Consider the following 25,692-nt stretch of genomic DNA (forward strand, 5'->3'; position numbering starts at 1 on the left):
CGCGCCATGCCCACAAGCTTGTGGGCGCTGCCACACTGTGAGACATGACCATCCAGTACCGCTTTTCCTCGATCTTGTCGACAGGTGGGGAGCGGATCGCGCTCGCGCCCTCGGGGGTTACTTGCGTTGTAGGCGGCAACAACGTGGGCAAGTCTCAATTGCTCCGTGAGCTACGAGACCTCGCTTACGAGGAGCCAACGAACGGGCGTGTAGTCGCAGAAAAGGTGGAAGCCTCTGTTCCGGAAGGCTCAAAGGATGAGTCCCTGGACTGGCTGCGCCGCCACGCGGTTCGCTACGATCTCAAACCGGGCGAGAACGAACACTTCGCAATGCGGATAGGCGATCACGGCATTACCCTCGAAGGTTTTCACTTCTGGGTAAATGCTGGGAGCGAGCAATTGCACATGGGCAATATCGCACCATTCTTTGTCGAATACGCCCCGGCGGGCACTCTCAGTCAGTACGCCGCCGGGTTTATCGACCCGAGTGCGCGGGAATCGAATTACGCGTTGCTGAAGTTGCGCGCTTCAGGTGAGTTGGAACGCGAACTGTCGGCCCTAATCGCGGAGGCTTTCGGTGAAAACTTGATTATGGACCGATTGGATGTCCAGACCCGTCTGCGAGTGGGTAGTATCAATGTTCCGGTGCCGCCATTCGACAGCCCCACGCAAGCCTACGCAGACGCTTTAAGCGAACTGCCGACGCTAGATGTGCAAGGTGACGGGTTTCGCAGTTTCGTTGGTATCGCCAGCCTTGTGCTGACTCACAGGTTTGACGTTCTTCTCGTCGATGAGCCGGAAGCGTTCCTGCACCCAGGGCAATGTCGAGTACTCGGCAGGTGGCTGGCATCGCAGGCTGCTTCTAAGAACATGCAGTTGATCGTCTCAACCCATGATCGGGATTTTGTCCTCGGCTTGCTTTCTGTGGCTGACACTGCACCGGTGAATCTCCTGCGTCTAACGCGTTCGTCGAATAAGACCCATTTCACTCAGATATCCCCCGATATGGTCTCAGATGTCTGGTCGACGCCCGTGCTCCGTTACTCCAATGTCTTGCAGGGCCTGTTTCATCGCAAGGTGGTGGTCTGCGAATCTGACGCCGATTGCCGGTTCTATTCGGCCGCGCTCGACGATCTCGCAATGAAGCGAAATAGGCGCGCGGTGGCAGACGATACGTTGTTCGTGCCAGCATCAGGGAAGGCGGGTATACCGAGCGTTCTCAAAGCTGTCGCGAGTCTCGGGGTCGAAGCCTGGGCATTCCCCGATTTCGACGTATTGCAGAAAAAGGCGGAGCTAAGGAACATTGTGGAGGCAATGGGGTCGTCTTGGGATGCGCATTTAGATGAGCTGTACACCGAGACGGTGCGGCAGGCAAACCAGGATAAAATGTGGGGTCAGCTGAAGGTCTCAGGACTCCAAGCACTTCCGGCAGGCAGCGTGTACATGTCCGCAAGAGAATTGCTCAAGCGGCTGACATCGATTCGTATCCACCTAGTGCCGTCCGGAGAGATGGAGTCTTTCGCGAAGCATTTGAGCGGGCACAGCACGCAATGGGTGTCCGCAGCCTTGCATGAGCGTGTTCATGAGAGTGAGGCTGTGGCGCGATTCGTCGCCCCCGTTTTATCGGATTGACTGGGATCGTCGCGAGCGCGGACGGTCTACTTGCCCGCGGGTGCCTTCGTGGTCCTGTAGACGGTCGCGATGCTCACGCCGAGGGTCTTTGCGATGTCGGGCACGCTCTCGCCAGAGTCGCGGAGGGTCTGCGCCGTGCGGGCCTGCTTGCTGTCGATCGCCTTGGGGCGGCCCCCGGTGCGACCCTGCGCCTTCGCTGCTGCGAGTCCGGCGACGGTGCGCTCGGCGATGATGTTGCGTTCCATCTCCGCGAAGATCGAAGCCATTTGCAACATGGCCCTCCCCATGGGGGTGGCGCTATTCAGACCGTCCGAGACCGATTCAATGTTGATCCCGCGTTCCGTAAGGTCGGCGAGGAGCTGCGCGATGTGAAGCGAGCTGCGCCCGAGGCGATCGAGGCGGTAGACGACGATCGTCACCTCGTGCCCGGCCTCTCGCTCGGCGTAGGCGTCGGCGAGCATCGCGTCGAGTCCGGGGCGCGAGGTCTTCGTGCCGCTCACGCCGTGATCCGAGTACCGGTTACGGCGAAGCACCTTCGCGCCGTCGAGGGCGTCGAGCTGGAGCTGCTCATCCTGAGCCGAGGTCGACACACGGGTGTAACCGAGGCGGATGCTCTGCGAGGTCGTCATGCGTCAAGCCTCTCATAGACTCACACGTTTTTTCGACTCGATTCGGTCTGAGTTCTGATACAGCCTCTCGGGTGAGTCCAGGCGCGGAATCACGCGGACCCGTTCTCACTGCCGGGTCTCTCACGCCAGCATCGTTTTTGAGAGGCGATCCGCTATCGAGGTTCGGAGCGAATCAATCGGCCCGGGAAAGGGTGGTCGGGGCGCTACCACGGCGGATACGGCCAGCGACGACACCCGAGATCGGCCCCGTCTGCGACGACATCGCGACGGCCTCGCACTGCGTGAAGACCTTGCACGTCGCACAGATCACGGCCAACGGCTCCAGCTCGGCATTCTCCTCCGTGAACCGCGGATCGCCCGCGCACGCCGGGTCAGCGCTGAGCATTGCGCGCCGTAGCGCTGCGTATGCTTCAGCGGCGGTCTGGGGTCGCCGGGAGCGCGTCATCCGTCGCTCAGCGAGTCGCCCAGCTTTGCCAGTCGATCGACCTCAGTGTTGCCGCCGGTGCCGTTGTCGTCCATGCTCGCGGACAGGGCGACGAGGCGGGCGATCTCACGGTCTCCGCCTGCTGTCGCTCGCGTGGCATGAAAGGTGTTGTCGAGGTTGCCGTCGATCGAGTTACTGAGCTGCACGACGGTACCCGCGGCGGCGGCCTTTGCCGTCCCGACCCCGAGGCCGCCAAAGTGATTGGTTCGAATTTCGTCGAGCTGGTCGGCAGTCCAGCCGACTACCTCGGTAATCCCATGGCGGCTGTCAGCGAGGACATGCACGGCCTTACCCTCACGGTCGGTCACGAATAGGACCGGCACACCGTCAATCTCGGCGGGTACTGCCTCCAGCCGCGTGCGGATGCGGACCACGAGGGTGCCGACCGCGTAAGCGGAGGAGTCGCTGGTGGAGGGGGCGAGGATGGTCGGCGGGATCGTCCGGAGGCCGTCCGGCGTGCCCGTCGGCTGGCGGCTCACCAGGTGGCCGGGGAGATGGATAGTCATCGTGTGTCCGATCGGGGTTGAGGTGGGAATCAGCCGGTGAGGCCGAACCGCTCGCGACGGATGCGAGCGGCGATGTCGAGAGGCACGAGCAACTCGCGTACGCGCCCCTGGCGAGCGATGAGGACGTGCACGCGGTTCGCGGTCCCGAGCACATACAGAACGCCTCTGCCGGGCGATACACGGACCTTGGACGGGAGCGCCCACGGTCCGGCGCCGTCGATGTGAACAGCAATCGATCCAGCCTTGCTGCTGCCGACGGTCGGCTCGACGAGCTGCGTCTCGTCGTCGAAGCGGATGCGCGCGAACTCCTCGCGAGCGTCGTCCATGAGATTGCCCATATTGCGTATCCGTTCACGAGAAGGTGAGGGGTCCCGCCCCCAACTTCGCGATGTCCTCAAAGTTGGGGGCGGGGGGCTGGGATCTGTCATCGGGTCCCCCAGCGTGCCCGAGGCCGCGCAACCATGCCCTAGTCGCGCGACCGCGGGGGTCTATCGGGTCGGAGGGTCGCCGCCGAGGAGCCGGGCCAGGTCGTCGAGCGACATAACTACGAGCGCGTCACCAACGCGTCGAGCGGCCCTCCACTGCACGAACGCGGCGAGCTTGCGGCCCGTGATGTCAGCGCCGACGCGAGCGCGGTCAAGGTCGTCCCAGGGTCTGAACGACTGCCGCGCCGTGACACCGATCCACAGGTCGTCGAGGCCGCGCACATCGCCGTCGTGGGCGTGCTCCAGGTCGGCGGCGAGTGCATCCGAGAGCTTGGCGCGGGGAGCAACGTAGGGCCGCGGGGATGCGGGCAAGCCAGAGTTGGCGAGGTGCGCGCTCACGAGCTGCGTGACGGCGTTGTGTACGCCACGGTTGGTGTTGCCAAGCGCGGTCATCGACGGACCGCCGCGTCGCCGTCGTCGCCCGAATAAGTGACCGTGCCAACATGCGGATTCCACGGGGCGCCGAACCGATCCTGGACGGCCTTGATAGCCGCCTGGCGCTCATATGCGTCGCCAATTGCCCCGGCGGCCAACATCGCGTTCTCGCGGGCAAGCGCCCAGTCGCGGTCGCCGACTACCCAGCTTTCCATTCCGGCGGGACGGGGACCCGGTGCGACCACGACGCGGCCGTATCGACGACGCTGCTCGTCAGCGTCGTAAACGAGACCCAACCATCCCGGTTCCCCGAAACGATTGCGGGCGGCGTCACGGTGACGCTCGGTGATCACAAGCTCATCCCCGCGCGTCATCTGAAGGTTGCCGGGACCGCCCCACAGTTCATCCGGAAGTGACTGCGGCACGCTGAAGCCGGACGCCAGAAAGTGCACACGCTCTCCCACCTCTGCGACGCGCGGCCCCTCCGTGGTCGAGGTGGTCTCAGCGGCGGCCTTCCGTGCTGCGAGAGCGGCGGCCTCGGCGCGGGCCGCCTCCAGGCGCTGCTGCGCGGGCGTGAGTGCTGTCGTGTCGGTCACGGGGAAACCTCCAGGGTCGTCGTGTCGGGGATTGAGTCGAGAAGATCGTCGGCAAGGTCATCGCGGTCACGCTGCTGTAGGTCTGCCGCGATGAGTTCTGCCAGCTCGGGATGCTGCTGTGCCACGGCGAGCGCGCTTCGGGCGAGCACGGCTACGCCGTCGCGCATGAATGCATCGTGCTCCGTCTCGACACCGGCGCCCCCGAGGGCAAGGAGAGCACGTAACTCGCTATCCCCGGCTGCGAGCACTCCGCGCCGGTCGCGCGCCTCCTGCGCCTCCAGAGCGGTCTCACGGGCGCGGCGGGCAATGTCGACGATGCGTGCGCTGATGCTGGTGGCGTCCAGGCCGTGCGCTCGTGCAACCTCTTCGGCAATGGCCGCGGGCAAGTGACCGCCAGCTACATGGCGACGGATGCTGTCGCGGCTCGGCATCGCAGGATTGCGCGCAATGCGCGAAAGCGAGTGACCGGCGAGGAGCTGCGTTTCGAGGTGTGCCCGGCGATCAGGGTCGAGAGCGCACGCCTCGCACCGACGCCCTCTGCGGGCGGGTGCTGCTGCTGGTGCGGTCATGTCGGTTCCCTCTAAAGGAACATGTCGGCATCCGCGCTGCGATCGCTCATCGCGGCGGAAAGTCGGGCGTGTTGTGGGTGTCAGGCGCGCATCACTGGTGCGAGTCCAGGGCGGAGGTCCGGAAGGTGGCGACGACGGCGCTTCGTGGTGCTGAGCGAGGTTCCGAGGATGTCAGCCTGCTCGGCTGCGGTCGTAACGCCGAGCGCGATGAGAAGGCTCAACCGGTTGAAGTCGGCGGGGTCGATGCCTGTCACATGCTGATTGCGAGGCTTAGGAGCTGTGGGGGATGGTGCCGTTGTCGGCGAGGAGACCCACGAGCTGCGGAGCCGGGCGTGGGGGTGAGCGAGGCGCCAGCCGTCCCACTCGATCCAGTCGTCCACGGCGTCGGCGTCGCCCTGGGCGGCGCGGTCGATGAGGTCGCGCAGGGAGCGTTCACCGGTACCGAGCCGAGGTTTTGTGATGTAGGTGAGGGCGGAGTCCGTCCGACTGATCTGGTTGTGCGTGGAAGGCGTCAGGTCGTGTTGACGGCAGGCGTCATCCCACGCGTCGAGAAGGCGGTGAGTCTCGTCATCCAGGGTGCGGTCGAGGGGGATGACGATGACGTGATCGTGCCAATTCCAGCGGGCGCCCACGCGAGTGACCTCGGTGCTGCGGTGGTACCCCTTCGCCGTGTGCCTCAGTCTCGCTATTTCGAGAAACGTCCTCCGCACCCGATCAAGGTCGCGTCGTCCTCCATCGAGGTCGGCGTTCAGCTCGACCGACAGGCGCAGGCTCACGCACCAAGGGAACCGAGCAAACCGTGCCAGCGCGTCAGTCTGTGCTCTCAGCGCTACGCGCTCACCGCACGAGTGACAATCGGCCACGTTGCACATCCAGCCCACGGTGCAGTTCTGGATGCTTTTCCTGGCGGAGAACACCTTGGTGAAGAGTGCCCCCGGGGAGGGGGGTGTCACAGGGGCTGAAGACTCACAAGAGAAGTCATGGTGTATGGCGTCTCGGCCGGAGCCGAGAGGCACGCGCCGAGGGGGGCATGCGGTGGGTGCGTTCGGTAGGCTAGACACGAGCTGCTAACTCTTGAACCGCTCTCCGATTGGCGTCGGGGGGCGGTTCTTTTTGCCCCGGCGGTGTTCACCTGAAGATGTCGACGCGTGTCGTCTGCGTCGCGCACCTGGCCCGCTGGGAGACTCCGCCTATGGACTTTCCCCTGTGGGTACAGATAGTCGCTCTGGCAGTGCCTGCCGCGGTGAGCATCTTCTCCGCGCTGTGGGCGACACGCTCCGCGCGGAAAGCTCAGAGAGCTGAGCACGAGGCCGCTCGACTCAGAGCGCTCGAAGATCGCGTCGCCGAGAGAAAGTACGAGCTGTATCAGCCGTTTTTGCAGACTTTGGGTGACATGCTCACCCCGTTTCGGAAGGATGCCGCCAGCGATCGTCTAGAAGCCGTGATGGCTGACTTCTCGTCATTCGTCGCCATTTGGGGTTCTGACGAGGCTGTCGAGACGTTCTACCGATTCAGGGTGGGGTCGGTTGCGTCACCCCCGACTCTCGTCACTATGCGTCTCATGGCCGATTTCCTAATCGCGGTCCGAAGAGACATCGCATGGCCCGTGACCGAGATCACAGGCCTCCATGTCATCGGTATGCGCATCAATGACCTGCCCGAGCATCCCGAGATGAAGCGCGCCCTGGAGCAACCACTCGCCGAGTTGTTCGAGGCAGAGGGCTGGACGCCGCCTTTCGAGCTGCCTTCGGACGGCCGCCCAGTCAGGATTTAGTCAGGATGCGTCCGAGTTTGGGCGTGACGCGACGTGACGAGTTGAAGCTCCGAAAGACCGGATTACCTGGGTTTTGCACAGCTCTCCACAAACGCTTGACAACGTCGCATAACGGTAAAAAACGGCCCTGAGCCAACAGTGGGTTCTGGGTTCAAGTCCCAGGGGGTGCACCAAACAGAGAGGCCCGGCAAGCCGGGCCTTTCTGCGTCTGGCCTAACTACTCTGGGCACGCCGGAAGGCACGAGAGACGGCGTCGTGCCCTGAACGTGCCCAAGCCAATGCAGGCTGGTGCGGTCTCGCGCCCATTAAGCGGGCGGCTCTCCGAAGCCATCCCACGCGGGGGAGGGCGATGAGAGCTGGGGGAAAGCGCTCGAGAAGAGCTGCATCATGTCCGTGTATAGGGCGCTGTCCCCGGCGGCCATGAGGCGCAGAAGAGAGGGATGGAAGCGGGTCTGCTCTGCGTTGACGCGGCCGTACGCGACGGTCTCGCCCGAGCGGAGGTTCGTCAGCACCCGTACCGAGTAGAGGCCCGCGAACCACTCCGCGATGTTCCAGCGGAATTAGTCGGCGAGGAAGGGTAGCCCGGCTGTGCTCGGCACAGGCTTCGCCATGATGCGGGTTTAGAGCGCCGTCCACTCGGGGCGGTTGGTGATGCTCGGCTGCAGCTCCGCGTCGGCTGCCGTTCTTTAGATGCCATCGGTGACCCATCGGCCTTCCGCGTCGATGTAGTGGCCGAACTCATGGAGGAAGATGCAGCTGACGGTGTCGATTCCGTCGCTTAGGTTGGTCACGCGCTGCACCCAGTCGGCGGCGCTCGCGAGCAGAATTGTCCGCCAAGGGGGCATCCTCGGGCTCGCGCTGGGGTAGAAGATGACGTACAGGCTCGCGTTCAAGCCCGCCGCGCAAGAGTTCTGCTTTCGGAAGGCGGCGTTGGGGCTGACGAGGAAACTGTGCGGCTCGTACGTCTCGGACTGGGGCGCACCGAGCCAGGCGTTCGGAGTAGCGCTCCAGGGCAAGGGGTGGGCGGCTTTGCCGACGTGAGCCTGCGGCACCATCGCGAGCGAGCGCTCGAGAAGCGTCCCGATGGAGGTGCTGAGGCTGTTCGCGATGTAGCCGGCGATCTTGCCGTCCCGGTAGTTGGACAGGGACAGGGGTCGGTAAGCGGGGGTTTGCACGGGCCCGGCGGAGATCATCGCCACCACGCGGTGAGGCTTATGCCGCGGAGAGGCGTGCTGGGGACGGAGGTGACGGCAATTCAGAGCTGTGCGCCGGCGGCGATCGCGGAAGCGCTCAGCGCGAGGTCGCTGGCGGTCACGGCGCCCGCCTCGCACACTCCGCCGGTGGGCGACTTTCCGGCGGTTCTGTGTGGTACCGGCCTTAGACGTCTGACCCTCGTACGCGTTTGCGCGCTAATCGAGAGCTTTCTCGCCCGGTTCCATACACCGTTCGGTGAACTGCTGTACGCGGGGGTGCTGGGCCGTTCCGGCCGACGTCGGTCAGGAAGGAGCCGCGGGGCTACGCCCCGAGCGGGGCCGCCTTGGGCTGTAGCGCCCTCGGACGTGGATCGCCCCGGTCTGCTGAGAGAGGAGGCAGCGGGCCGGAGGCGTGGGCCGGAGTCTAAGCCCGACGTTGGGTCGCATGGCGTTCGCGGCTCGGTCGGCTTACGCGGATTGTTATTCGAAATTGTCTTTTGCGTGTAAGGAATTGCGAAAGCTGACAAAACTAAATTCATGTGACTGCGTGATATGCACAGACGCTTTCGTGTTGTTACTGTTCTCGCGAAAAGCAGTTCCTACTCACGAAGGGGTTTGCAATGTCGGCAAAGCGGAGAATTGGTGCGCTCGCGGGTAAGGCGGCGGCAGTCGCGGTCGCAGCGGGGATGCTCGTAGGGCTGGGTGCCTCGGGCGCGCAGGCAGCGGTGTACAAGAGCTACGGCGAGGAAACTTGCCCTCGCGGATACAAAGTCTTGGTGCGTGTGGAGCTGGACTCGGTGGGCGATGTAGTCTATCGCCGCAGCGGAAGCAACAGTACGGAGTATCTCAGCAAGCGCGGCATAACCCATGTCTACTACTACGAGCCCGTTCCCTCTGGGTACCCGGTTAAGTGGAGCGTGGAGGGCTCGAAGGGCATCCGCACGGTGAGTGATGGGTGCTACAATCCGAACACCGCGCGCACGCCCGCGTCTTAGGATCGGTCGCATGGACGAGCTCGAGAACCTCCAAGACCGGCGCGCGTTGCTTGTGGTGCTGCTTCGCGCGGCGGAAGCCCCGGACGCCGTGATGCGGGCGGTTCAGCGGGCGTCGGGCGGACGCGACACCGTGTTGCAGGAGATCGCGCGGGAGCTCGAGGTGAACGAGTTCTGGGCAGAGGCGATTGCGGAGTTGCCTGTCTCGCGCTTCTCGACGGCGAGCGTTTTGTCGCTGCGTCAGGAGCTAGCGGAACTCGAGGCGCGCATCCGCACAATGCAGGCGAGCTGATCCGGCCGCTCGAGTCGGAGGCGTAGTGGAGGGCCCCAGGTGCGTTCGGTAGGACGCGATCCTGGGGCCTTCTTCCGTTTGGCGCGCGACGGTGCGAGATCAGTGGAAGAAGACGGCGAAGAGGACGGCGCCTACGGCGAGGATGCCGCCGATGAAGATCATGGGCAGGAGGATGCCCCACGCGTCGTCGCGGGGTGAGTTCTCGGTCGTGGCCCGACGGCAGTGACGGCACCGCGCGCGTTGACTGCGAGCGCCTTCTGCGCGTCCGTGACCTCCTTGAGCGCGGCCTTCCACGCGGCGCCCGCGTCCTTCGCTCCGCCAGCGAGCTTGGCGCCCGCGTTCTTGCCGAGCCCGCCGAGCTTCTCGAGCTCGTTCTCCATCTTGACGATCGAGTCGGTGGCCTTCTCCAGCTCGCCGCGGAGATCCTGATTAATGTTCTCGCCGAGGCGCTCGACGTCGCCGCGTGCTCGCTGCGCGCCCTCGAGGACGACCTTGAGCCGAAGCCGCACGTCCTGATTCAGTCCCTCGACCACGGGCGCGGAGCCTAGGGGTGCCGCTCCTCGGTCATCGCTTCGCGGCGCTTAGCTGGGGTAGGGCCCGGGGGTGTCGCTCACGCGGCTACTCCTCCAGGAAGCACATGGCAATGCCGGGCGAGATGAGCAGACGTTCCTCGGCGACACCGCCCTGGCCGTTGTCGTGCTGCATCGAGAACCAGACCCACCCGTGATTTGCCTCAGCCTGCGCCAGAGCTTGTTCGAGCTGATCGGTGAGCTGGTCCACCGCTTTCATACTCAGCCCGGTGCCTAGCTGCTTCTCGCCATAGTGAAAGCTTCAAATCATGGCCACAAGGTATCGGGGGGGGGGGGGGGGGGGGGCAGCGTCGTTCCGGTCGTGCCTCGCCGTGGGACGACCGCGCTGGGGTGCTCTCGGCCCAGTCCAATTGCAGAACGCGCGCGCTCAGCAGGCACACCGCAGGCACACGACGCATTACAAGACGCGGACAGAGGAGGCCAAAGACAGCGCCCGCTGCCACCGTTCTCGTGCCGATTGGGGCGGCGGCAACGGACACTATCGGATAGGTGAGGATGGGCCGGTCCCTTTGACTCTTAATTGCTGGGTTGTGGGTTCGAGTTCCAGGGGTGCACCATCAAACCCCTCCTCACCAGGCGCCGCTGGTATTGGGGCGGTTCGTCGTTCTGCGGATGCAAGATCACTTCAGAAGCGAGCGGTCGAATCGAGTCGGCCAAGCAAGCGCTGCACCCCTGATGACGACTACCCAGCCCAGGAAGAACGCGGCCAACCCTCCGACGAGCGTGAGCGCGGGCCAGAAGAAGTGATAGGCCGGTATCGGCTTCGGAGTGGCTTCGGTGAAGATGGGCACGTAGCTGAACCATGCCCCGAACACCTGGACACCCATGCCGATGATCTGAGTCCCCTTGATCACGGTGAGCACCGTGCCCCCCACGAGAAGGGCTGCGCCGCCGATCAGGAGGCCGGTAATAGCCAAGCCGCGCTGCCCAGCCTTCATATGCCCCCCAATGGAATCGTGCGGCGATTCTGGCACGCGCCGCATGCGTGATCGCGTACGCGACGTGCGAAGAACCGTGAAGACGGTGTGGCGCCCTCGCGCCTCAGTTCTCGGCGGGGGTCTCATTCGCCTTGGCACGCGCCCATGCGTCAGTCGGCGCGTTGCTCCGTCTGTTCCGCGATGGGCGCGATCTCGTGCGGCTGCCATCCGTACTCGTAGGGCAGATACGTCGTGAGCACCTGCATCGGTGACGAGAGGGTCGTAGAGATGCCGTGGCGCGCGTTCCGGGCGTCGGGGTCTCGATCGCGGACGGCGGCCTGAAGTTCGGACACGAGTTCTCGGGCGCGCAGGATCCCGTAGGCGTCGACCACGAGACGCCAGTCCGCGATGGTCAAGGTCGTCCATGCTCGTGAGGCGGCGGTGGTCTCTCGGGCGACGGGCAGGAAAAGCAGGAGAATCGCGGCGGCGACGCATGCGTTGGCGAGGAGTGCCGCAGCCAAGGTGCTCACACCGAACGGCGCCGCGCCGAAGGCGGCGTCAGGTCCGCTCGTCAGATACGCCAGTGCCCGCGTCGCGCAGTGGAGTGCGTAGAAGGCTGTCGCGACCGCGATGACGATCCGAGGGGGCCGGGGTAGGACGGTGTTGCGCAGCGCCAGCAACGCGCAGGCCCCGCACGTGAGGGTCAGCGTGCACAGCAGCACGATGCGGGCTGCGTCCGGTGGCAGCAACACCGAACTCGTGGCGACCGTCAGCCCCGCGACGAGTGTTGCGCCCGCTGCGGAGCGTGCGAGACGCTGCCGCGCCATGGTCATTGCGACGCACATGAGGCCGATGGACAGAACGAACGCGGTGTCGGCGGGGAAGGTGGCGGAGACGACGTTCACATCGCGGTCTCCGATGAGACGCATGACGGCCGACCCGACGGACAGCGTCGCGGCCGCGGCGGTGATTCTCAACGCCGCGGCGCGGGGATCCAGGGGGCGGGGTCGGGCGAAGGCGTAGGCAGCGACGACGATGGCGACAGCGACAGAGACGACGACGACGCCCACCGACAGCAGCAGCATGATTTCCCGTGACCCCCGGCTGGGAACGCTACTGCGGGATTCTGTGCCGTTCAAATCAAGCACTGTGCGCCCGCGCAATCCTCCTGCACGGGGTTCCGGGGCCCGGCAGGATGGAGCGATGCGCTGCACGCGGCGCACGACGAACCCGGGAGGTTCCCATGGCCGACGACGAGATGTGGGATGTCACCGACATCCAAGGCACCCCGACGGGAACGCTGCACCGACGCGGTGACGGCCCCGTGCCGGCGGGGTCATTCCACATCGTGGCATCCGTGTGCCTGGTGTCGTCGAGTGGGCGGGTCTTGATGAGTCTGCGGGCTGCGGGTAAGGACTACCCGTTGGCGTGGGAGTTCCCCGCCGGCAGCGCGTTGCGCGGAGAGACCAGCCGTACGGGCGCGGTGCGCGAGCTCGCCGAGGAGACCGGGATGGTGCTGACTCCCGACGATCTCGTGCTCGTCGGACGCGTCGTGGAAGAGAGCGCCCTGTTCGACCTGTGGGTGGCTCGCATCGAGGGCGAGCCGGTGCCCGTGCCCGACCCGGAGGAGGTTCAGGATGCCGAGTGGGTCACCCTCGACGTCGTGCACCAGCGGTGGCAGGACGGTGTTTTCGCGACACCCTGGAACGCCCGGTTCGATCAGCTGTGGGAGACGCTGGGTCAACGGGTCGCAGAGATGCACGTCACCGCCGACGGCGTCTAGAACGGCATCGGGCAAACCTCTTCCCAGGACGCCCACGAAGCATCCCCTCCGCGGCGATTCGCCGGACGGAGGGGATGTTCGTGGCGACGAATCCGCCGAGGGTGTCGAACGTCCGCGTCACTGCTCCGGCGGGAAGGAGCCCGCCCAGCCGCTGAGAGATGCGGTCGACGGCGGTGCCGCCCTCGAGCATGACGATGTAGTCGTCCTCTGATTCGGGCGCGGCAACCGCTGCCGGGGCGAGGCACAGAGCGGTCAGCGCTCCGGCGACGGTGACGACGGCGGAGGCGATGGTCCGACGCGTTCGGGTAGGGGTCGTCGATGACATGGGGATCCTCTCTCGCCCGGCGAGGCGGGCAGGCTCGGCGTCGACCGGGGGAGCGACGCTGACTCCGGGGGAAGTCATGCACCGAAGGTACGGTCCCGGGTGACCGATCGGGGAGGATCTGGGGGAGATTTAACGTTTCCGAAACGGGACAACGTCTTCGTTAAACGTCGTCCCGAGGAGACGGGCGAGCAGCCGACGGTCGCGCGCGGTCGGGGTCCGCCGACCGGGATGCACGGAGGGGCCGTACCTTGCGGTCGGCCCCTCCGTGTCGGGTTTTGCTGCTCGACGTCAGGCTGCGTCTCCGATGAGAACGGCGGCGCCCTCGTCAGCGGCATCCGGGTGCGATCCATCGACGTGTGCGAGAAGACGCCGTCCGAAGAAGATGCACGCGGCCGAGATCACGACCGACACCGCGGCCATGACGTAGGGCACTCCGGCGCCGTAGGCGTGCCACAGCAGCGCAGCGAGCGGCGGGGCGACCGCGCCACCCAGGAAGCGCACCGCGGAGTACGCCGACGACGCCACCGATCGCGGCAGGTCGGTCGCTTCCATCACGGCTTCGGTGAGCGCGGTGTTGACGACACCGAGCACCAAACCGCCCACGATGATGCAGACGACCAGCGCCACGGCCGACGACACGATGAACGCCGCGACCAGCAGGTCGAGGGCCAGCAGGGGCAGCGCGATCAGCAGCACCGTCGTCAGGCGCAAGCGACGCAGCAGCAGGGGAGCGACCCACACACTCGTGATCGCAAGTCCCAGGCCCCAGCCGAAGAAGGTCAGGCCGATGCCCATCGCCCCGAAGCCGAGAGGGAAGGGCGAGAACGCCAGCAGCGTGAAGAATCCGATGTTGTAGAACAGCGCGGTCGCGGCGAGGATCGCCAGCGCCGGACGGCCCAGGGCTCGGAAGGGCGCGCTGAAGGGGAGGGGTTTGCGCTCGGGGGCGGGGCCCCGAAGCAGTGCGAGCACCGCGAGGAACGCGATCGCCATCAGCACCACGACGCCGAAGAACGGCCCGCGCCAGCTGACCTCGCCCAGGATGCCGCCGAGCAGCGGCCCCACGGCGATACCGAGACCCAGAGCGGCTTCGTAGAGGATGATCGCGGCCGAGCTCCCACCGGAGGCGGCGCCCACGATGGTTGCCAGCGCCGTCGAGATGAACAGGGCATTGCCCAGGCCCCAGCCGGCGCGGAAGCCGATGACGGCGTCGACGCTGCCGCTGATGGCGCAGAAGAAGGCGAAGACGACGATCAGGCCGAGACCGACCAGCAGCGTCGCCTTTGCTCCGATGCGGCTCGAGATCCAGCTCGTGACGAGCATCGCAAGGCCCGTGACCACGAGGTAGCTGGTGAACAGAAGCTCGGTCTCGACGGGGGACGCCTTCAGCGACTCGGCGATCGCGGGAAGGATCGGATCCACCAGTCCGATGCCCATGAAGGCCACGACGCACGCGAAGGCGACCGCCCACACCTGCGCGGGCTGTTTCCAGACGCTGGGCGCTTTGCTGACTACTGCGGTACCGGCAGTCACCGGACCACCTCCTGTTCTTCTGCGTCACCCGCGAGGGCTCCGCGATCATCGGTCGTATCGGCGTCGTCTTCGTCGTCGGGGGGTTGATGGTGTGCTGTCCCGGTCGGCGTCATTCCCACGCGCAGCGAAAGGGCAGAGGCGGCGAGACTCACGGCATCCCACTCGCTCTGCGAGAGGTCGGCGACGTGGGGTGCGAGGGCGGTGCGGAACTGCTCGTACCAGCCGGCCAGCGCTGCGATCCCCTTCGCGGTCGCGGCGATGACACTCACGCGGGAGTCATCGGGGTGGCGGCGTCGCTCCACGAGCCCGGCCGCGTCCATCTGGTGGACGAGCCGGGTCATGCCGGGTTGCGTCACACGGCTCAACGTGGCGAGGTCACCCAGGCGCTGAGGGCCGTGATCGCGCAACAGGGTGAGGGTGCGCCACTGGGCGGCGGGAGCTTCGTTCTTCGTGTCCAGAGCGGCGATCCGGGTGAGCGCATGTACGGCGAGCAGGAGGGTCTGCAGGTCATCGTCACGGGTCACACAAAGAAGTATACCCCCGATATATACCTGGGGTATCTATCTCGGGGGGTTAGCGAGACGAGATCCGTGACGACAGCTCGTGGGCGTGCGCGAGCAGGATCCTCCCCAGCTCCGCGAGGCGCTCGCCGCCGAATCGGAACTCCACGCCCGTCAGGCTCAGCGCCCATTGCGGATCTCCCGCCCGCGTGAAGACGGCTGCCCCGACACCCCAGCTGCCCTCGACGATCAGTCCCGGGTTCACCGCGTATCCGCGAGCCTGCGTATCGCCGATCCGGGCACGCAGTCGCGCGGGGGAGTGCGATGCTCCCCATCGTCGTGCGAGCTCCGGATGCCGCTCGAGATACGCGTCGACCTCGTGCGCAGGCAGGAACGCCAGGATCGCCAACCCCGCCGAGGCCACCCCGAGGGGGAATCGCACCCCCTCCGACAAGACGAACGAGCGGATCGGGAAACTTCCGTCCTCGCGCACCAGGCACACCGTCTCGTCCCCGCGCCGCACCGAGAGGAATGCGCTTTCCTCGGTGCGCACGGCGAGGGATCGCACGATGTCGCGAGCGGTCGCGGTGATGTCGAAACGGGATGCCGCGACACTGCCCATCAAATAGAGCTCCGGCCCCGGCAGCCATCGACCCGTCGTCTCGTCGCGGTCGACGAGCCCCTCCACCCGGAGCGCGCTCAACAGTCGGTGCGTGGTCGGTCGGGTCAGGTCGGCGTCACGCGCGAGATCGCCCACCCACGCGCCGCCGTCGCCGGAAGCCGTCACGAGTCGGAGGAGCCGGGCAGCCCGAGAGATCGCCTGAGCGCCGGGTACGGAACCGGGTGCGGTGTCCACGATGTGGACGCTACGCCCCGCGGTATCCACATGACAAGCGCGGGGTCGCGGACGCCGCGGGCGGGGCGGCACGGTGGAGTTGCACCACGACAGAGGAGTTCGCGTGATCGACAAGACCTTCGCCACCGCCGCCGAAGCGGTCGCCGACATCGCCGACGGCGCGTCGCTCGCCGTCGGCGGCTTCGGCCTTTCCGGCAACCCCATCGCCCTCATCGAGGCGGTGCTCGCCCGGGGGACCCGCGATCTCTCGGTGGTGTCGAACAACTGCGGCGTCGACGACTGGGGGCTCGGAATCCTGCTGCGTGCCGGACGCATCCGCAAGATGACCTCGTCGTACGTCGGCGAGAACAAGGAGTTCGAGCGCCGGTTCCTCTCCGGCGAGCTCGAGCTCGAGCTCACCCCGCAGGGCACCCTCGCCGAGAAGCTCCGCGCGGGCGGTGCGGGTATCGCGGCGTTCTTCACGCAGACCGGTGTCGGCACGCAGGTCGCCGAGGGCGGGCTCCCGCGACGGTTCGACGGGTCCGGCGGTGTCGCCGTGGCCTCGCCGGCGAAGGACGTCCGCACGTTCGTGGTGGACGGCGAGTCGCGCGAGTTCGTGCTGGAAGAAGCGATCACCACCGACTTCTCGCTCGTGCACGCCTGGAAGGGCGACCGCCACGGCAACCTCGTGTTCCGCCGGGCCGCGCGCAGCTTCAACCCGCTCGCCGCGATGGCGGGGCGCACCTGCATCGTGCAGGTCGAGCACCTCGTCGAGCCCGGAGAGATCGATCCGGATGCCGTGCACCTGCCCGGCGTGTTCGTGCACCGCATCGTCGAGGTCGGCGAGATCGAGAAGCGCATCGAGAAGCGCACCGTGCGAGAGGAAACCCGCTGATGCCCCTGTCCCGCACCGAGATGGCCGCTCGCGCCGCCCTCGAACTCGTCGACGGCTCTTACGTCAACCTCGGCATCGGCCTGCCCACTCTCGTGCCGAACCACGTCCCCGATGGCGTGACCGTCGTGCTGCAGTCCGAGAACGGCATCCTCGGCGTCGGCCCGTATCCCACCGAGGAGAACGTGGATGCCGACCTCATCAACGCCGGCAAAGAAACGGTCACCACCCTCGCCGGCGCCGCCTTCTTCGACTCGGCGCTGAGCTTCGCCATGATCCGCAGCGGCAAGATCGACGCCGCCATCCTCGGGGCGATGCAGGTGTCGGCATCCGGAGATCTGGCGAACTGGATGATCCCCGGCAAGATGGTCAAGGGCCCGGGAGGGGCGATGGACCTGGTCCACGGCGCCGCGCGCGTGATCGTGCTGATGGAGCACGTGGCCCGGGACGGCTCTCCCAAGATCGTCGACTCGTGCTCCCTGCCGCTCACCGGCCGCGGCGTCGTCGATCGCCTCATCACCGACCTTGCCGTCATCGACGTGACCGAGGATGGACTCGTGCTCGTCGAGCTCGCTCCCGGAGTGAGCGTCGACGAGGTGCGGGCCGCCACCGAGCCTGCCTTGATCGTCCGACTCACCGAGGAGCAGAACGCATGACCGCTCAGAACGACGTCGTCATCGTCGCCGCCGCCCGCACCCCCCAGGGACGCCTGAAGGGTCAACTCGCGCCGCTGACCGCCGTGCAGTTGGGCGCCGCCGCCATCCGGGGAGCGCTCGAGCGCGGCGGCATCCCGGCCGACACGGTCGACGCCGTGCTCGTCGGGCAGGTGCTGCAGGCCGGGACCGGCCAGAATGCCGCGCGCCAGGCAGCGGTCGCCGCGGGCATCGGGTGGGACGTGCACAGCGCCACGATCAACAAGGTCTGCCTCTCGGGACTCACGGCGGTCATCGACGCCGCACGCATGCTGCGCCTCGGCGACGCCACGGTCGTGGTCGCCGCGGGCATGGAGTCCATGACCCGCGCCCCGCACCTGCTGATGAACTCGCGAGAGGGCTACGCCTACGGCTCGGTCGAGGTGCTCGACCACCTCGCGTACGACGGCCTGACCGACGCGTACGACCGCGAGAGCATGGGCGCCTCGACCGAGCGCGCGAACGCCCGGTACGAGGTCACCCGACAGCAACAGGATGCCGTGGCCGCCCGCTCCCACCAGCGCGCCGCCGCAGCGCAAGCGGCCGGCGTGTTCGACGCCGAGATCGTGCCGGTCGAGATCCCGCAGCGAAAGGGCGACCCGGTCGTCGTCACCGCCGACGAGGGGATTCGTGCCGACACGACGGTCGAGACGCTCTCGCGGCTGCGCCCCGCCTTCGCCGAGGGCGGGTCGATCACCGCGGGCAACGCCTCGCAGATCTCCGACGGGGCCTCCGCCGTGGTGATGACCACGCGCGAGGTCGCCGGGGAGCACGGCTGGGATGTCCTGGCCGTCGTCGGGGCGGCCGGTCAGGTCGCCGGCCCCGACAACTCCCTGCACGACCAGCCGGCCCGCGCGATCGCCCGGGCGCTCGAGAAGCAGGGGTTTGCGGCATCCGACCTCGATCTCGTCGAGATCAACGAAGCCTTCGGCGCGGTCGTCGCCCGTTCGCAGGCCGAGCTCGGGATCCCCGACGACGTCGTCAACCCGCACGGGGGCGGCATCGCGATCGGGCACCCGATCGGCGCCTCCGGCAACCGTCTCGTGGTGCACGCCGTGCACGAGCTCGTTCGGCGGGGGAGCGGCACGGCCGCGGTCGCGCTGTGCGGCGGCGGCGGTCAGGGCGACGCGCTGATCCTGACGCGCTGACCCCAGCCCGCAGATACGGCGAACGGATGCCGCGACCCCGAGGGCACGGCATCCGTTCGGCTTTTGCTCCGGGTCAGCGCGCGAGGCGCTTCTTGAACAGCTTCTCTTGCTTCTTGGAGACGGGGGAGTCGCCCGCGATCACGCGGCCGCGGCGCGCGCGACGCGTGTCGACGACCGCGCCGATGGCGAGAGCCAGCGTGATGCCCCAGCTGAGCCAGGCCAGCGCCGTGCGCCAGGTGAACGGTTCGTCGTTCTTGAGACCCCGCAAGAGGGTGACGCCGCCGGTGATGGCGCTGAGAAGACCGGTTCCGAAGATGTACTGCCGCATGCGCCCAACCTACCGAGCGGGGCGCCTCGGCGGCGGACCTTGACAGCAGCGGGCCGATTCCCGGAGTGCCCTCGCGCACTCCGTCCACCCCCTCGACGCGATCGCGCCCGCTGTTAGCCTGAGGAAGATCCCCGAGGAGGACCTGTGACCCAGGCCGATTTCGTCGTCGTCGCCAACCGACTGCCCGTCGATCGCACCCCCGATGGAGAGGGGTGGAGACGCTCGCCCGGCGGGCTGGTCACCGCCCTCGAACCCGTCATGCGTCGCGCCGGGGGCGCGTGGGTGGGGTGGGCCGGACAAGCCGACGCCACCGTGGAGCCCTTCGAATTCGAGGGCACGCACCTCGTTCCGGTGACCCTCTCGGCCGCCGACGTGCAGCTGTACTACGAGGGCTTCTCGAACGACACCATCTGGCCGCTCTACCACGACGTCATCGCCGCGCCGACGTACAAGCGCGCCTGGTGGGACGCCTACGTCAAGGTCAATGAGCGCTTCGCCAAAGCCGCGGCCGACGTCACCGCCGAGGGCGGGATCGTCTGGGTGCAGGACTATCAGCTGCAGCTCGTCCCCAAGCTGCTGCGCGAGCTTCGCCCCGACCTCACGATCGGCTACTTCCATCACATCCCCTTTCCCGCCTACGGCCTGTACTCCCAGCTGCCGTGGCGCAAGCAGGTACTCGAAGGACTGCTCGGCGCCGACGTCATCGGCTTCCAACGGGTGGCCGACGCGGGCAACTTCGCCCGGGCGGTGCGGCGCCAGTTGCGGTACGAGACCAAGGCCAGCGGCATCCTGGTCCCGGACGCCTCGGGCGGCACGCGCGTGGCTCTCGCGAAGGCCTTCCCCATCTCGATCGACGCCGACTCGTACATCGAGCTGGCGCAGAAGCCCGAGATCCAGCAGCGGGCGAGAGAGATCCGCGAGGGACTCGGCAACCCGCGCAAGATCCTGCTCGGCGTCGACCGCCTCGACTACACCAAGGGCATCCGCCACCGCCTGAAGGCCTGGGGGGAGCTGCTCGAGGACGGCCGCGCGACGGTCGAAGACGCCACTCTCGTGCAGGTCGCGAGCCCCAGCCGCGAACGCGTCGACGCGTACATGCAGCTGCGCGACGAGATCGAGATGACGGTCGGTCGCATCAACGGCGACTACGACACCACGACCCACACCGCGATCCGCTACCTGCACCAGTCGTACCCGCGTGAAGAGATGGTGGCGCTGTTCCTCGCCGCCGACGTCATGCTGGTCACCGCGCTGCGCGACGGCATGAACCTCGTCGCCAAGGAGTACGTGGCCAGCCGCACCGACAACCGCGGAGTGCTGGTGCTGAGCGAGTTCGCGGGTGCCGCCGACGAGATGGGCAGCGCGCTGCTCATCAATCCGCACGACATCGACGGTCTGAAGGATCAGATCCTGCGAGCCATCGACATGCCGGCCGCCGAGCAGGGCCGCCGCATGCGCGCCCTGCGCAAGCGGGTGCGCGACCACGACGTCGAGGACTGGTCGCGCGAGTTCCTCGATGCGCTGTCCGTCTTCCACGAGAAGTCCTCCAGCGCCGCCGCGGCCGCCGAGGTCGGCGAGGACGACGACGGCTCGGTTCCCGAACGCGAGTCCATCGACGAGACGGATGCCGAGTGACCGCCGCCGACGCGGCGATCGAGGCCGTCGCCACGACCGACACCCTGCTGATCGCGCTCGACTTCGACGGCACCCTGTCGCCCCTGGTCGATGAGCCGATGTCGGCGCGGATGACTGCGGGTGCCCGCGCCGCGGTCGACGCCCTCGCCGCGCTGCCGGGCACCGTCGTCGCGCTCGTCTCAGGTCGTTCGCTGGGACACCTTCGCGAGATCTCCGAACACGACGACGCCTCGCCGATCTGGCTCGCCGGTTCGCACGGCGCACAGTTCTGGGTCCCCGGCGCGGGCATCGAGGCCGCAGGTGACGACGAGGCCGACCTCGCGCTGCGCGACCGCCTCCAGAGCGAGGTCGCCGACCGTACCGCCCGCATGCACGGTGTCTGGATCGAACCGAAGGAGTACGGCCTCGGCGTGCACACGCGCACCGCGGATGCCGACACCGCCGACGCCGCGCGATCGCTCGTCGACCAACTGCTCGCGGCGGAGGCGCCGTCGTGGCGTCGTCGCACCGGTCACGACATCCTCGAGTTCTCGTTCCGCCACGAGGGCAAGGACTCGGCCGTCGCGCACCTGCGCGCCCGGGTCGGTGCCACGGCCGTGCTCTTCGCCGGCGACGACGTCACCGATGAAGATGCGCTGAATTCGCTGGAAGCCGGTGACCTGGGCGTGCGCGTCGGCGGGGGAGAGACCGCCGCGACGCTTCGCGTGCCGGACATCGACGCTTTCGTGGCGGTACTGGAGGCCGTCGCCCGGCTGCGCCGATCGCACATCCGCTGAACAGTTGCCGGTTCGACCGGCTCCGTTCGCGTCACGCCCTCGGCGCGCGCAATAGACTTCGACAATGCCCGCACCGCAGAATCCGAACACCGGCGAGTTCGACATCAAGCCCCGCAGTCGCGTCGTCACCGACGGCATCGAAGCCACCACCTCTCGCGGAATGCTCCGCGCGGTCGGCATGGGCGACGAGGACTGGGACAAGCCCCAGATCGGCATCGCGTCGAGCTGGAACGAGATCACCCCCTGCAACCTCAGCCTCGATCGGCTCGCGCAGGGCGCGAAAGAGGGGGTGCACGCCGGCGGCGGGTACCCGCTGCAGTTCGGCACCATCTCCGTCTCCGACGGCATCTCGATGGGCCACGAGGGCATGCACTTCTCGCTCGTCTCGCGCGAGGTCATCGCCGACAGCGTCGAGACCGTCATGATGGCCGAGCGCCTCGACGGCTCCGTGCTGCTCGCGGGCTGCGACAAGTCGATTCCGGGCATGCTCATGGCATCCGCTCGACTCGATCTGTCGAGCGTCTTCCTCTACGCGGGGTCGATCGCGCCGGGCTGGGTCAAGCTCAGCGACGGCACCGAGAAGGACGTGACGATCATCGACTCGTTCGAGGCCGTGGGTGCATGCCTCGCGGGCAAGATGAGCGAGGCCGACCTCAAGCGCATCGAGTGCGCGATCGCCCCCGGTGAGGGCGCGTGCGGCGGCATGTACACGGCCAACACGATGGCCTCGGTCGCCGAGGCCCTGGGCCTCAGCCTTCCCGGTTCGGCTGCGCCGCCGTCGGCGGACCGCCGCCGCGACTACTTCGCGCACCGCTCGGGCGAGGCCGTGGTCAACCTGCTGCGCCAGGGCATCACCACGCGCGACATCCTCACCAAAGAGGCGTTCGAGAACGCCATCGCCCTCGCCATGGCGCTCGGCGGCTCGACCAACGTCGTGCTGCACCTGCTCGCCATCGCCAACGAGGCCGAGGTCGAGCTGAACCTGCACGACTTCAACCGCATCGGCGACCGCACGCCGCACGTGGCCGACATGAAGCCCTTCGGCCAGTACGTCATGAACGACGTCGACCGTCACGGCGGGATCCCCGTCATCATGAAGGCGATGCTCGACGAGGGCCTGCTCCACGGCGACGCGCTCACCGTCACGGGCAAGACGCTCGCCGAGAACCTCGCCGACCTCGCCCCCGACCCGGTCGACGGCAAGGTCATCCACTCGTTCGACAACCCGATCCACGCCACCGGCGGTATCACGATCCTCCACGGCTCGATGGCCCCCGAAGGTGCCGTGGTGAAGTCGGCCGGCTTCGACGGCAACGTCTTCGAGGGCCCCGCCCGCGTGTTCGAGCGCGAGCGCGGCGCGATGGACGCCCTCGAGGCGGGCGAGATCGTCGCCGGCGACGTCGTCGTCATCCGCTACGAGGGCCCCAAGGGCGGCCCCGGCATGCGCGAGATGCTCGCCATCACGGCCGCCATCAAGGGCGCGGGGCTCGGAAAAGATGTACTACTGTTGACGGACGGACGATTCTCAGGCGGCACAACCGGCCTGTGCATCGGCCACATAGCTCCCGAAGCGGTGGACGCAGGTCCCATCGCCTTCGTGCGCGATGGTGATCTGATACGGGTCGATATCGCCGCTCGCACTCTCGACTTGATCGTCGATGAGGCCGAGCTGAGTTCCCGCCGCGAAGGCTGGGAACCGCTCCCCCCGCGCTATACCCGTGGCGTTCTGGCCAAGTACTCCAAGCTCGTGCACTCCGCCGCGGAGGGCGCTGTCACGGGCTGACGGCCGTCCCCCTTTTCACCTTCTCCCGGTTCTCGAGGTACTCCCATGTCCATCGATTCCCCTACGGCGGCCATTCCCCGGCCGCCCGCCCGCACCGCTCCGGCGCCCGTGATGACGGGAGCACAGGCGGTCGTCCGATCGCTCGACCTGCTCGGCGTCACCGATGTGTTCGGCCTCCCGGGCGGCGCGATCATGCCCGTCTACGACCCGCTCATGGACGACGAGCACGTGCGCCACATCCTCGTGCGTCACGAGCAGGGCGCCGGCCACGCCGCCGAGGGGTACGCCGCCGCCTCGGGCAAGGTCGGCGTCGCCATCGCGACGTCCGGGCCCGGCGCGACCAACCTCGTCACCGCGATCGCCGACGCCTACATGGACTCGGTGCCGCTCGTCTGCATCACCGGCCAGGTGTTCTCGACCCTCATGGGAACGGACGCCTTCCAGGAGGCCGACATCGTCGGCATCACCATGCCGATCACCAAGCACTCCTTCCTGGTGAAGTCGGCCGACGAGATCCCCGGCGCGATCGCCGCGGCCTTCGAGATCGCCTCGACCGGTCGGCCCGGGCCCGTCCTCGTCGACATCACCAAGGACGCGCAGCAGGCCGAGGCGCCGTTCGTCTGGCCGCCGAAGATCGAGCTGCCCGGGTACCGCCCGGTGACCAAGGCGCACGGCAAGCAGATCCAGGCCGCGGCCCAGCTGCTCGCCACCGCGCAGAAGCCCGTGCTCTACGTGGGCGGCGGCGCGATCCGCTCCAACGCCTCCGCCGAGCTCAAGGTGCTCGCCGAGGCGACCGGGGCTCCCGTCGTCACGACGCTCATGGCGCGCGGGGCCTTCCCCGACTCCCACGAGCAGCACCTCGGCATGCCGGGCATGCACGGCACCGTGCCCGCGGTGCTGGCCCTGCAGGAGAGCGACCTGATCGTCTCGCTCGGTGCCCGGTTCGACGACCGCGTGACCGGTAAGGCGGCGCTGTTCGCCCCCCACGCGCAGGTGGTGCACGTCGACATCGACCCCGCCGAGATCTCCAAGATCCGCACGGCCGACGTCCCGATCGTGGGTGACCTGCGCGAGGTCCTCATCGACCTCGATGCCGCGTTCCGCGCCGCCGACGCCGAGCACCCGCACGACTACACCGAGTGGTGGACGTACCTGAACGGGCTCCGCGAGGAGTTCCCGCTCGGCTACACGCCCACCACCGACGGTCTGCTCTCGCCCCAGCACGTCATCCAGCGCATCGGGGAGATGACCGGACCCGAGGGCGTCTACGCCTCGGGCGTCGGCCAGCACCAGATGTGGGCGGCGCAGTTCATCAAGTACGAGCGCCCCAACGCGTGGCTGAACTCCGGCGGCGCCGGCACCATGGGCTATGCGGTTCCCGCGGCCATGGGCGCGAAGGTGGCTCAGCCCGAGCGCGCCGTGTGGGCGATCGATGGGGACGGCTGCTTCCAGATGACCAACCAGGAGCTCGCGACCTGCGTCATCAACGACATCCCGATCAAGGTCGCGATCATCAACAACTCCTCGCTCGGCATGGTGCGCCAGTGGCAGACGCTGTTCTTCGACGGCCGCCACTCCAACACCGACCTGAACACGGGGCACGGCACGCGCCGCGTCCCCGACTTCGTCAAGCTCGCCGAGGCCTACGGGTGCCTGGCGCTCCGCGTCGAGAAGGAAGACGAGATCGACGCGGCCATCCAGCTCGCGCTCGACACGAACGACCGCCCGGTCGTGATCGACTTCGTCGTGAGCGCCGACGCGATGGTCTGGCCGATGGTCCCGCAGGGCGTCAGCAACAGCTACGTCCAGTACGCGCGCGACCACTCGCCCACGTTCAACGAGCAGGAGGACTGAGATGTCTCGTCACGTTCTGAGCCTCCTCGTCGAGGACAAGCCGGGTCTGCTCACGCGCGTCGCGGGCCTTTTCGCCCGTCGCGGCTTCAACATCGAGTCGCTCGCCGTGGGCGTGACCGAGGTGCCGGGTCTCTCGCGCATCACGGTCGTCGTCGACGTCGAGGGTCTCCCGCTCGAGCAGGTGACCAAGCAGCTGAACAAGCTGATCAACGTCATCAAGATCGTCGAGCTCGACGCCGCCAGCTCCGTGCAGCGCGAGCACGTGCTCGTCAAGGTGCGCGCCGACAACGCCAGCCGCTCCAACGTGCTCGAGGTCGTCAACCTCTTCCGCGCCTCGGTCGTCGACTACGCCCACGACGCCGTCGTGATCGAGATCACGGGCGACAAGGGCAAGGTCGATGCCTTCCTCAAGGCGATCGAGCCCTTCGGGGTCGATGCCTTCCTCAAGGCGATCGAGCCCTTCGGGGTGAAGGAGCTCGCGCAGTCGGGCCTTCTCGCCGTCGGCCGCGGTGGCAAGAGCATCACCGAGCGCGTTCTGCGCGGCTGAGAAATTCCCCAACTTCCACTCACCAGCGGCC

General features: G+C 67.3%; 30 protein-coding genes. 12 read left to right on the forward strand and 18 right to left on the reverse strand.

Going from position 1 to position 25,692, the window contains the following annotated elements; all coding sequences use genetic code 11:
• Positions 1–44 precede the first annotated feature (44 nt).
• Positions 45–1,631, forward strand: a complete 1,587-nt coding sequence (locus OVA17_RS13230) for an ATP-dependent nuclease (protein WP_267787019.1) — start codon at positions 45–47, stop codon at positions 1,629–1,631.
• Positions 1,632–1,657: 26 nt separating this feature from the next.
• Here the strand turns inward: OVA17_RS13230 and OVA17_RS13235 are convergent, their stop codons facing one another.
• The 7 genes from OVA17_RS13235 to OVA17_RS13265 all read right to left on the reverse strand — a co-directional run bounded on the left by OVA17_RS13235 (position 1,658) and on the right by OVA17_RS13265 (position 6,051).
• Positions 1,658–2,260: a recombinase family protein gene (locus OVA17_RS13235; protein ID WP_267787021.1), complete on the reverse strand. Its 603-nt coding sequence runs from the start codon at positions 2,258–2,260 to the stop codon at positions 1,658–1,660.
• A 441-nt stretch (positions 2,261–2,701) separates the two neighbouring features.
• Positions 2,702–3,250, reverse strand: coding sequence for a hypothetical protein (locus OVA17_RS13240; protein ID WP_267787023.1), 549 nt, complete (start codon positions 3,248–3,250; stop codon positions 2,702–2,704).
• A 29-nt stretch (positions 3,251–3,279) separates the two neighbouring features.
• Positions 3,280–3,576: a hypothetical protein gene (locus OVA17_RS13245; RefSeq protein WP_267787024.1), complete on the reverse strand. Its 297-nt coding sequence runs from the start codon at positions 3,574–3,576 to the stop codon at positions 3,280–3,282.
• Positions 3,577–3,738: 162 nt separating this feature from the next.
• Positions 3,739–4,128 (reverse strand): hypothetical protein, encoded by a 390-nt coding sequence (locus tag OVA17_RS13250; RefSeq protein WP_267787025.1) that lies wholly within the window; start codon positions 4,126–4,128, stop codon positions 3,739–3,741.
• Positions 4,125–4,706, reverse strand: coding sequence for a hypothetical protein (locus OVA17_RS13255; RefSeq protein WP_267787026.1), 582 nt, complete (start codon positions 4,704–4,706; stop codon positions 4,125–4,127). Before OVA17_RS13255 ends, OVA17_RS13250 begins: the two co-directional genes overlap by 4 nt.
• Positions 4,703–5,275: a hypothetical protein gene (locus OVA17_RS13260; RefSeq protein WP_267787028.1), complete on the reverse strand. Its 573-nt coding sequence runs from the start codon at positions 5,273–5,275 to the stop codon at positions 4,703–4,705. Before OVA17_RS13260 ends, OVA17_RS13255 begins: the two co-directional genes overlap by 4 nt.
• 80 nt (positions 5,276–5,355) lie before the next feature.
• On the reverse strand, positions 5,356–6,051 hold the full coding sequence (locus OVA17_RS13265; RefSeq protein WP_267787030.1) for a hypothetical protein: 696 nt from the start codon (positions 6,049–6,051) through the stop codon (positions 5,356–5,358).
• A 416-nt stretch (positions 6,052–6,467) separates the two neighbouring features.
• Here OVA17_RS13265 and OVA17_RS13270 point away from each other — a divergent pair, with 416 nt between their 5' ends.
• A complete protein-coding gene (locus OVA17_RS13270; RefSeq protein ID WP_267787031.1) occupies positions 6,468–7,049 on the forward strand; it encodes a hypothetical protein in 582 nt (193 codons plus the stop codon).
• A gap of 305 nt (positions 7,050–7,354) precedes the next feature.
• Here the strand turns inward: OVA17_RS13270 and OVA17_RS13275 are convergent, their stop codons facing one another.
• Positions 7,355–7,561, reverse strand: coding sequence for a hypothetical protein (locus OVA17_RS13275; protein ID WP_267787032.1), 207 nt, complete (start codon positions 7,559–7,561; stop codon positions 7,355–7,357).
• Positions 7,562–7,735: 174 nt separating this feature from the next.
• Positions 7,736–8,251, reverse strand: coding sequence for a hypothetical protein (locus OVA17_RS13280; RefSeq protein ID WP_267787033.1), 516 nt, complete (start codon positions 8,249–8,251; stop codon positions 7,736–7,738).
• A gap of 996 nt (positions 8,252–9,247) precedes the next feature.
• Between OVA17_RS13280 and OVA17_RS13285 the strand changes: the two genes are divergently transcribed.
• Positions 9,248–9,526 carry a hypothetical protein gene (locus tag OVA17_RS13285; protein WP_267787034.1) on the forward strand — a complete coding sequence of 93 codons (279 nt, stop codon included), beginning with the start codon at positions 9,248–9,250 and terminating at the stop codon, positions 9,524–9,526.
• 158 nt (positions 9,527–9,684) lie between these two features.
• Here the strand turns inward: OVA17_RS13285 and OVA17_RS13290 are convergent, their stop codons facing one another.
• The 4 genes from OVA17_RS13290 to OVA17_RS13305 form a co-directional block, all read right to left on the reverse strand.
• Positions 9,685–10,059 carry a hypothetical protein gene (locus tag OVA17_RS13290; RefSeq protein ID WP_267787035.1) on the reverse strand — a complete coding sequence of 125 codons (375 nt, stop codon included), beginning with the start codon at positions 10,057–10,059 and terminating at the stop codon, positions 9,685–9,687.
• Positions 10,060–10,144: 85 nt separating this feature from the next.
• Complete coding sequence (locus OVA17_RS13295; protein WP_267787036.1) at positions 10,145–10,306, reverse strand: hypothetical protein; 162 nt, start codon at positions 10,304–10,306, stop codon at positions 10,145–10,147.
• Between the two features lie 430 nt (positions 10,307–10,736).
• Complete coding sequence (locus OVA17_RS13300) at positions 10,737–11,054, reverse strand: hypothetical protein (RefSeq protein WP_267787037.1); 318 nt, start codon at positions 11,052–11,054, stop codon at positions 10,737–10,739.
• A 149-nt stretch (positions 11,055–11,203) separates the two neighbouring features.
• Complete coding sequence (locus tag OVA17_RS13305) at positions 11,204–12,118, reverse strand: hypothetical protein (RefSeq protein ID WP_267787038.1); 915 nt, start codon at positions 12,116–12,118, stop codon at positions 11,204–11,206.
• Positions 12,119–12,276: 158 nt separating this feature from the next.
• On the opposite strand from OVA17_RS13305, the gene OVA17_RS13310 reads away from it, so the two are divergent.
• Positions 12,277–12,816, forward strand: coding sequence for an NUDIX hydrolase (locus tag OVA17_RS13310; protein WP_267787039.1), 540 nt, complete (start codon positions 12,277–12,279; stop codon positions 12,814–12,816).
• On the opposite strand, the gene OVA17_RS13315 is transcribed toward OVA17_RS13310, so the two are convergent.
• From OVA17_RS13315 to OVA17_RS13330, 4 genes are all read right to left on the reverse strand, one after another.
• Entirely contained in the window at positions 12,797–13,219 is a 423-nt protein-coding gene (locus OVA17_RS13315; RefSeq protein WP_267787040.1) for a hypothetical protein, read from the reverse strand. The genes OVA17_RS13310 and OVA17_RS13315 overlap by 20 nt on opposite strands.
• A gap of 210 nt (positions 13,220–13,429) precedes the next feature.
• Entirely contained in the window at positions 13,430–14,671 is a 1,242-nt protein-coding gene (locus OVA17_RS13320; RefSeq protein ID WP_210074533.1) for an MFS transporter, read from the reverse strand.
• Positions 14,668–15,195, reverse strand: a complete 528-nt coding sequence (locus OVA17_RS13325) for a MarR family winged helix-turn-helix transcriptional regulator (RefSeq protein WP_267787042.1) — start codon at positions 15,193–15,195, stop codon at positions 14,668–14,670. The genes OVA17_RS13320 and OVA17_RS13325 overlap by 4 nt, the downstream gene beginning before the upstream one ends.
• 49 nt (positions 15,196–15,244) lie before the next feature.
• Positions 15,245–16,027: an IclR family transcriptional regulator gene (locus OVA17_RS13330; RefSeq protein ID WP_210074537.1), complete on the reverse strand. Its 783-nt coding sequence runs from the start codon at positions 16,025–16,027 to the stop codon at positions 15,245–15,247.
• 103 nt (positions 16,028–16,130) lie between these two features.
• On the opposite strand from OVA17_RS13330, the gene OVA17_RS13335 reads away from it, so the two are divergent.
• The 3 genes from OVA17_RS13335 to OVA17_RS13345 are packed head-to-tail and all read left to right on the forward strand — an operon-like array spanning position 16,131 to position 18,738.
• Entirely contained in the window at positions 16,131–16,901 is a 771-nt protein-coding gene (locus OVA17_RS13335; protein ID WP_267787044.1) for a CoA transferase subunit A, read from the forward strand.
• The gene (locus tag OVA17_RS13340) at positions 16,901–17,554 is read left to right on the forward strand and encodes a 3-oxoacid CoA-transferase subunit B (protein WP_267787046.1); all 654 of its coding nucleotides are present in this window, start codon (positions 16,901–16,903) and stop codon (positions 17,552–17,554) included. Before OVA17_RS13335 ends, OVA17_RS13340 begins: the two co-directional genes overlap by 1 nt.
• Positions 17,551–18,738, forward strand: coding sequence for an acetyl-CoA C-acetyltransferase (locus OVA17_RS13345; protein ID WP_267787048.1), 1,188 nt, complete (start codon positions 17,551–17,553; stop codon positions 18,736–18,738). Before OVA17_RS13340 ends, OVA17_RS13345 begins: the two co-directional genes overlap by 4 nt.
• A gap of 73 nt (positions 18,739–18,811) precedes the next feature.
• Here the strand turns inward: OVA17_RS13345 and OVA17_RS13350 are convergent, their stop codons facing one another.
• Entirely contained in the window at positions 18,812–19,066 is a 255-nt protein-coding gene (locus OVA17_RS13350; protein WP_210074544.1) for a hypothetical protein, read from the reverse strand.
• A 144-nt stretch (positions 19,067–19,210) separates the two neighbouring features.
• On the opposite strand from OVA17_RS13350, the gene otsA reads away from it, so the two are divergent.
• From otsA to ilvN, 5 genes are all read left to right on the forward strand, one after another.
• Complete coding sequence (gene otsA / locus OVA17_RS13355) at positions 19,211–20,701, forward strand: alpha,alpha-trehalose-phosphate synthase (UDP-forming) (RefSeq protein WP_267787051.1); 1,491 nt, start codon at positions 19,211–19,213, stop codon at positions 20,699–20,701.
• Positions 20,698–21,477, forward strand: coding sequence for a trehalose-phosphatase (gene otsB / locus OVA17_RS13360; RefSeq protein ID WP_267787052.1), 780 nt, complete (start codon positions 20,698–20,700; stop codon positions 21,475–21,477). The genes otsA and otsB overlap by 4 nt, the downstream gene beginning before the upstream one ends.
• Positions 21,478–21,541: 64 nt before the next feature.
• On the forward strand, positions 21,542–23,260 hold the full coding sequence (gene ilvD / locus OVA17_RS13365; protein ID WP_210074548.1) for a dihydroxy-acid dehydratase: 1,719 nt from the start codon (positions 21,542–21,544) through the stop codon (positions 23,258–23,260).
• Positions 23,261–23,305: 45 nt separating this feature from the next.
• Positions 23,306–25,114 carry an acetolactate synthase large subunit gene (locus OVA17_RS13370; protein ID WP_267787054.1) on the forward strand — a complete coding sequence of 603 codons (1,809 nt, stop codon included), beginning with the start codon at positions 23,306–23,308 and terminating at the stop codon, positions 25,112–25,114.
• 1 nt (position 25,115) lies between these two features.
• Entirely contained in the window at positions 25,116–25,661 is a 546-nt protein-coding gene (ilvN, locus tag OVA17_RS13375; RefSeq protein WP_267787055.1) for an acetolactate synthase small subunit, read from the forward strand.
• The last annotated feature ends 31 nt before the right edge of the window (positions 25,662–25,692 follow it).

The organism is Microbacterium sp. SL75 (assembly GCF_026625865.1).
Taxonomy (GTDB): Bacteria; Actinomycetota; Actinomycetes; order Actinomycetales; family Microbacteriaceae; genus Microbacterium.

Bases quoted from the DNA above. Each gene is read 5' to 3' on its own strand.
- OVA17_RS13305 (WP_267787038.1), bottom strand. From the start codon at position 12,118: ATGCTGCTGCTGTCGGTGGGCGTCGTCGTCGTCTCTGTCGCTGTCGCC.
- OVA17_RS13340 (WP_267787046.1), top strand. From the start codon at position 16,901: ATGCCCCTGTCCCGCACCGAGATGGCCGCTCGCGCCGCCCTCGAACTC.
- OVA17_RS13300 (WP_267787037.1), bottom strand. From the start codon at position 11,054: ATGAAGGCTGGGCAGCGCGGCTTGGCTATTACCGGCCTCCTGATCGGC.
- ilvD (WP_210074548.1), top strand. From the start codon at position 21,542: ATGCCCGCACCGCAGAATCCGAACACCGGCGAGTTCGACATCAAGCCC.
- OVA17_RS13370 (WP_267787054.1), top strand. From the start codon at position 23,306: ATGTCCATCGATTCCCCTACGGCGGCCATTCCCCGGCCGCCCGCCCGC.
- OVA17_RS13260 (WP_267787028.1), bottom strand. From the start codon at position 5,275: ATGACCGCACCAGCAGCAGCACCCGCCCGCAGAGGGCGTCGGTGCGAG.
- OVA17_RS13245 (WP_267787024.1), bottom strand. From the start codon at position 3,576: ATGGACGACGCTCGCGAGGAGTTCGCGCGCATCCGCTTCGACGACGAG.
- ilvN (WP_267787055.1), top strand. From the start codon at position 25,116: ATGTCTCGTCACGTTCTGAGCCTCCTCGTCGAGGACAAGCCGGGTCTG.
- OVA17_RS13345 (WP_267787048.1), top strand. From the start codon at position 17,551: ATGACCGCTCAGAACGACGTCGTCATCGTCGCCGCCGCCCGCACCCCC.
- OVA17_RS13315 (WP_267787040.1), bottom strand. From the start codon at position 13,219: ATGACTTCCCCCGGAGTCAGCGTCGCTCCCCCGGTCGACGCCGAGCCT.
- OVA17_RS13250 (WP_267787025.1), bottom strand. From the start codon at position 4,128: ATGACCGCGCTTGGCAACACCAACCGTGGCGTACACAACGCCGTCACG.
- OVA17_RS13285 (WP_267787034.1), top strand. From the start codon at position 9,248: ATGGACGAGCTCGAGAACCTCCAAGACCGGCGCGCGTTGCTTGTGGTG.
- OVA17_RS13310 (WP_267787039.1), top strand. From the start codon at position 12,277: ATGGCCGACGACGAGATGTGGGATGTCACCGACATCCAAGGCACCCCG.
- OVA17_RS13235 (WP_267787021.1), bottom strand. From the start codon at position 2,260: ATGACGACCTCGCAGAGCATCCGCCTCGGTTACACCCGTGTGTCGACC.
- OVA17_RS13270 (WP_267787031.1), top strand. From the start codon at position 6,468: ATGGACTTTCCCCTGTGGGTACAGATAGTCGCTCTGGCAGTGCCTGCC.
- OVA17_RS13350 (WP_210074544.1), bottom strand. From the start codon at position 19,066: ATGCGGCAGTACATCTTCGGAACCGGTCTTCTCAGCGCCATCACCGGC.
- OVA17_RS13230 (WP_267787019.1), top strand. From the start codon at position 45: ATGACCATCCAGTACCGCTTTTCCTCGATCTTGTCGACAGGTGGGGAG.
- OVA17_RS13240 (WP_267787023.1), bottom strand. From the start codon at position 3,250: ATGACTATCCATCTCCCCGGCCACCTGGTGAGCCGCCAGCCGACGGGC.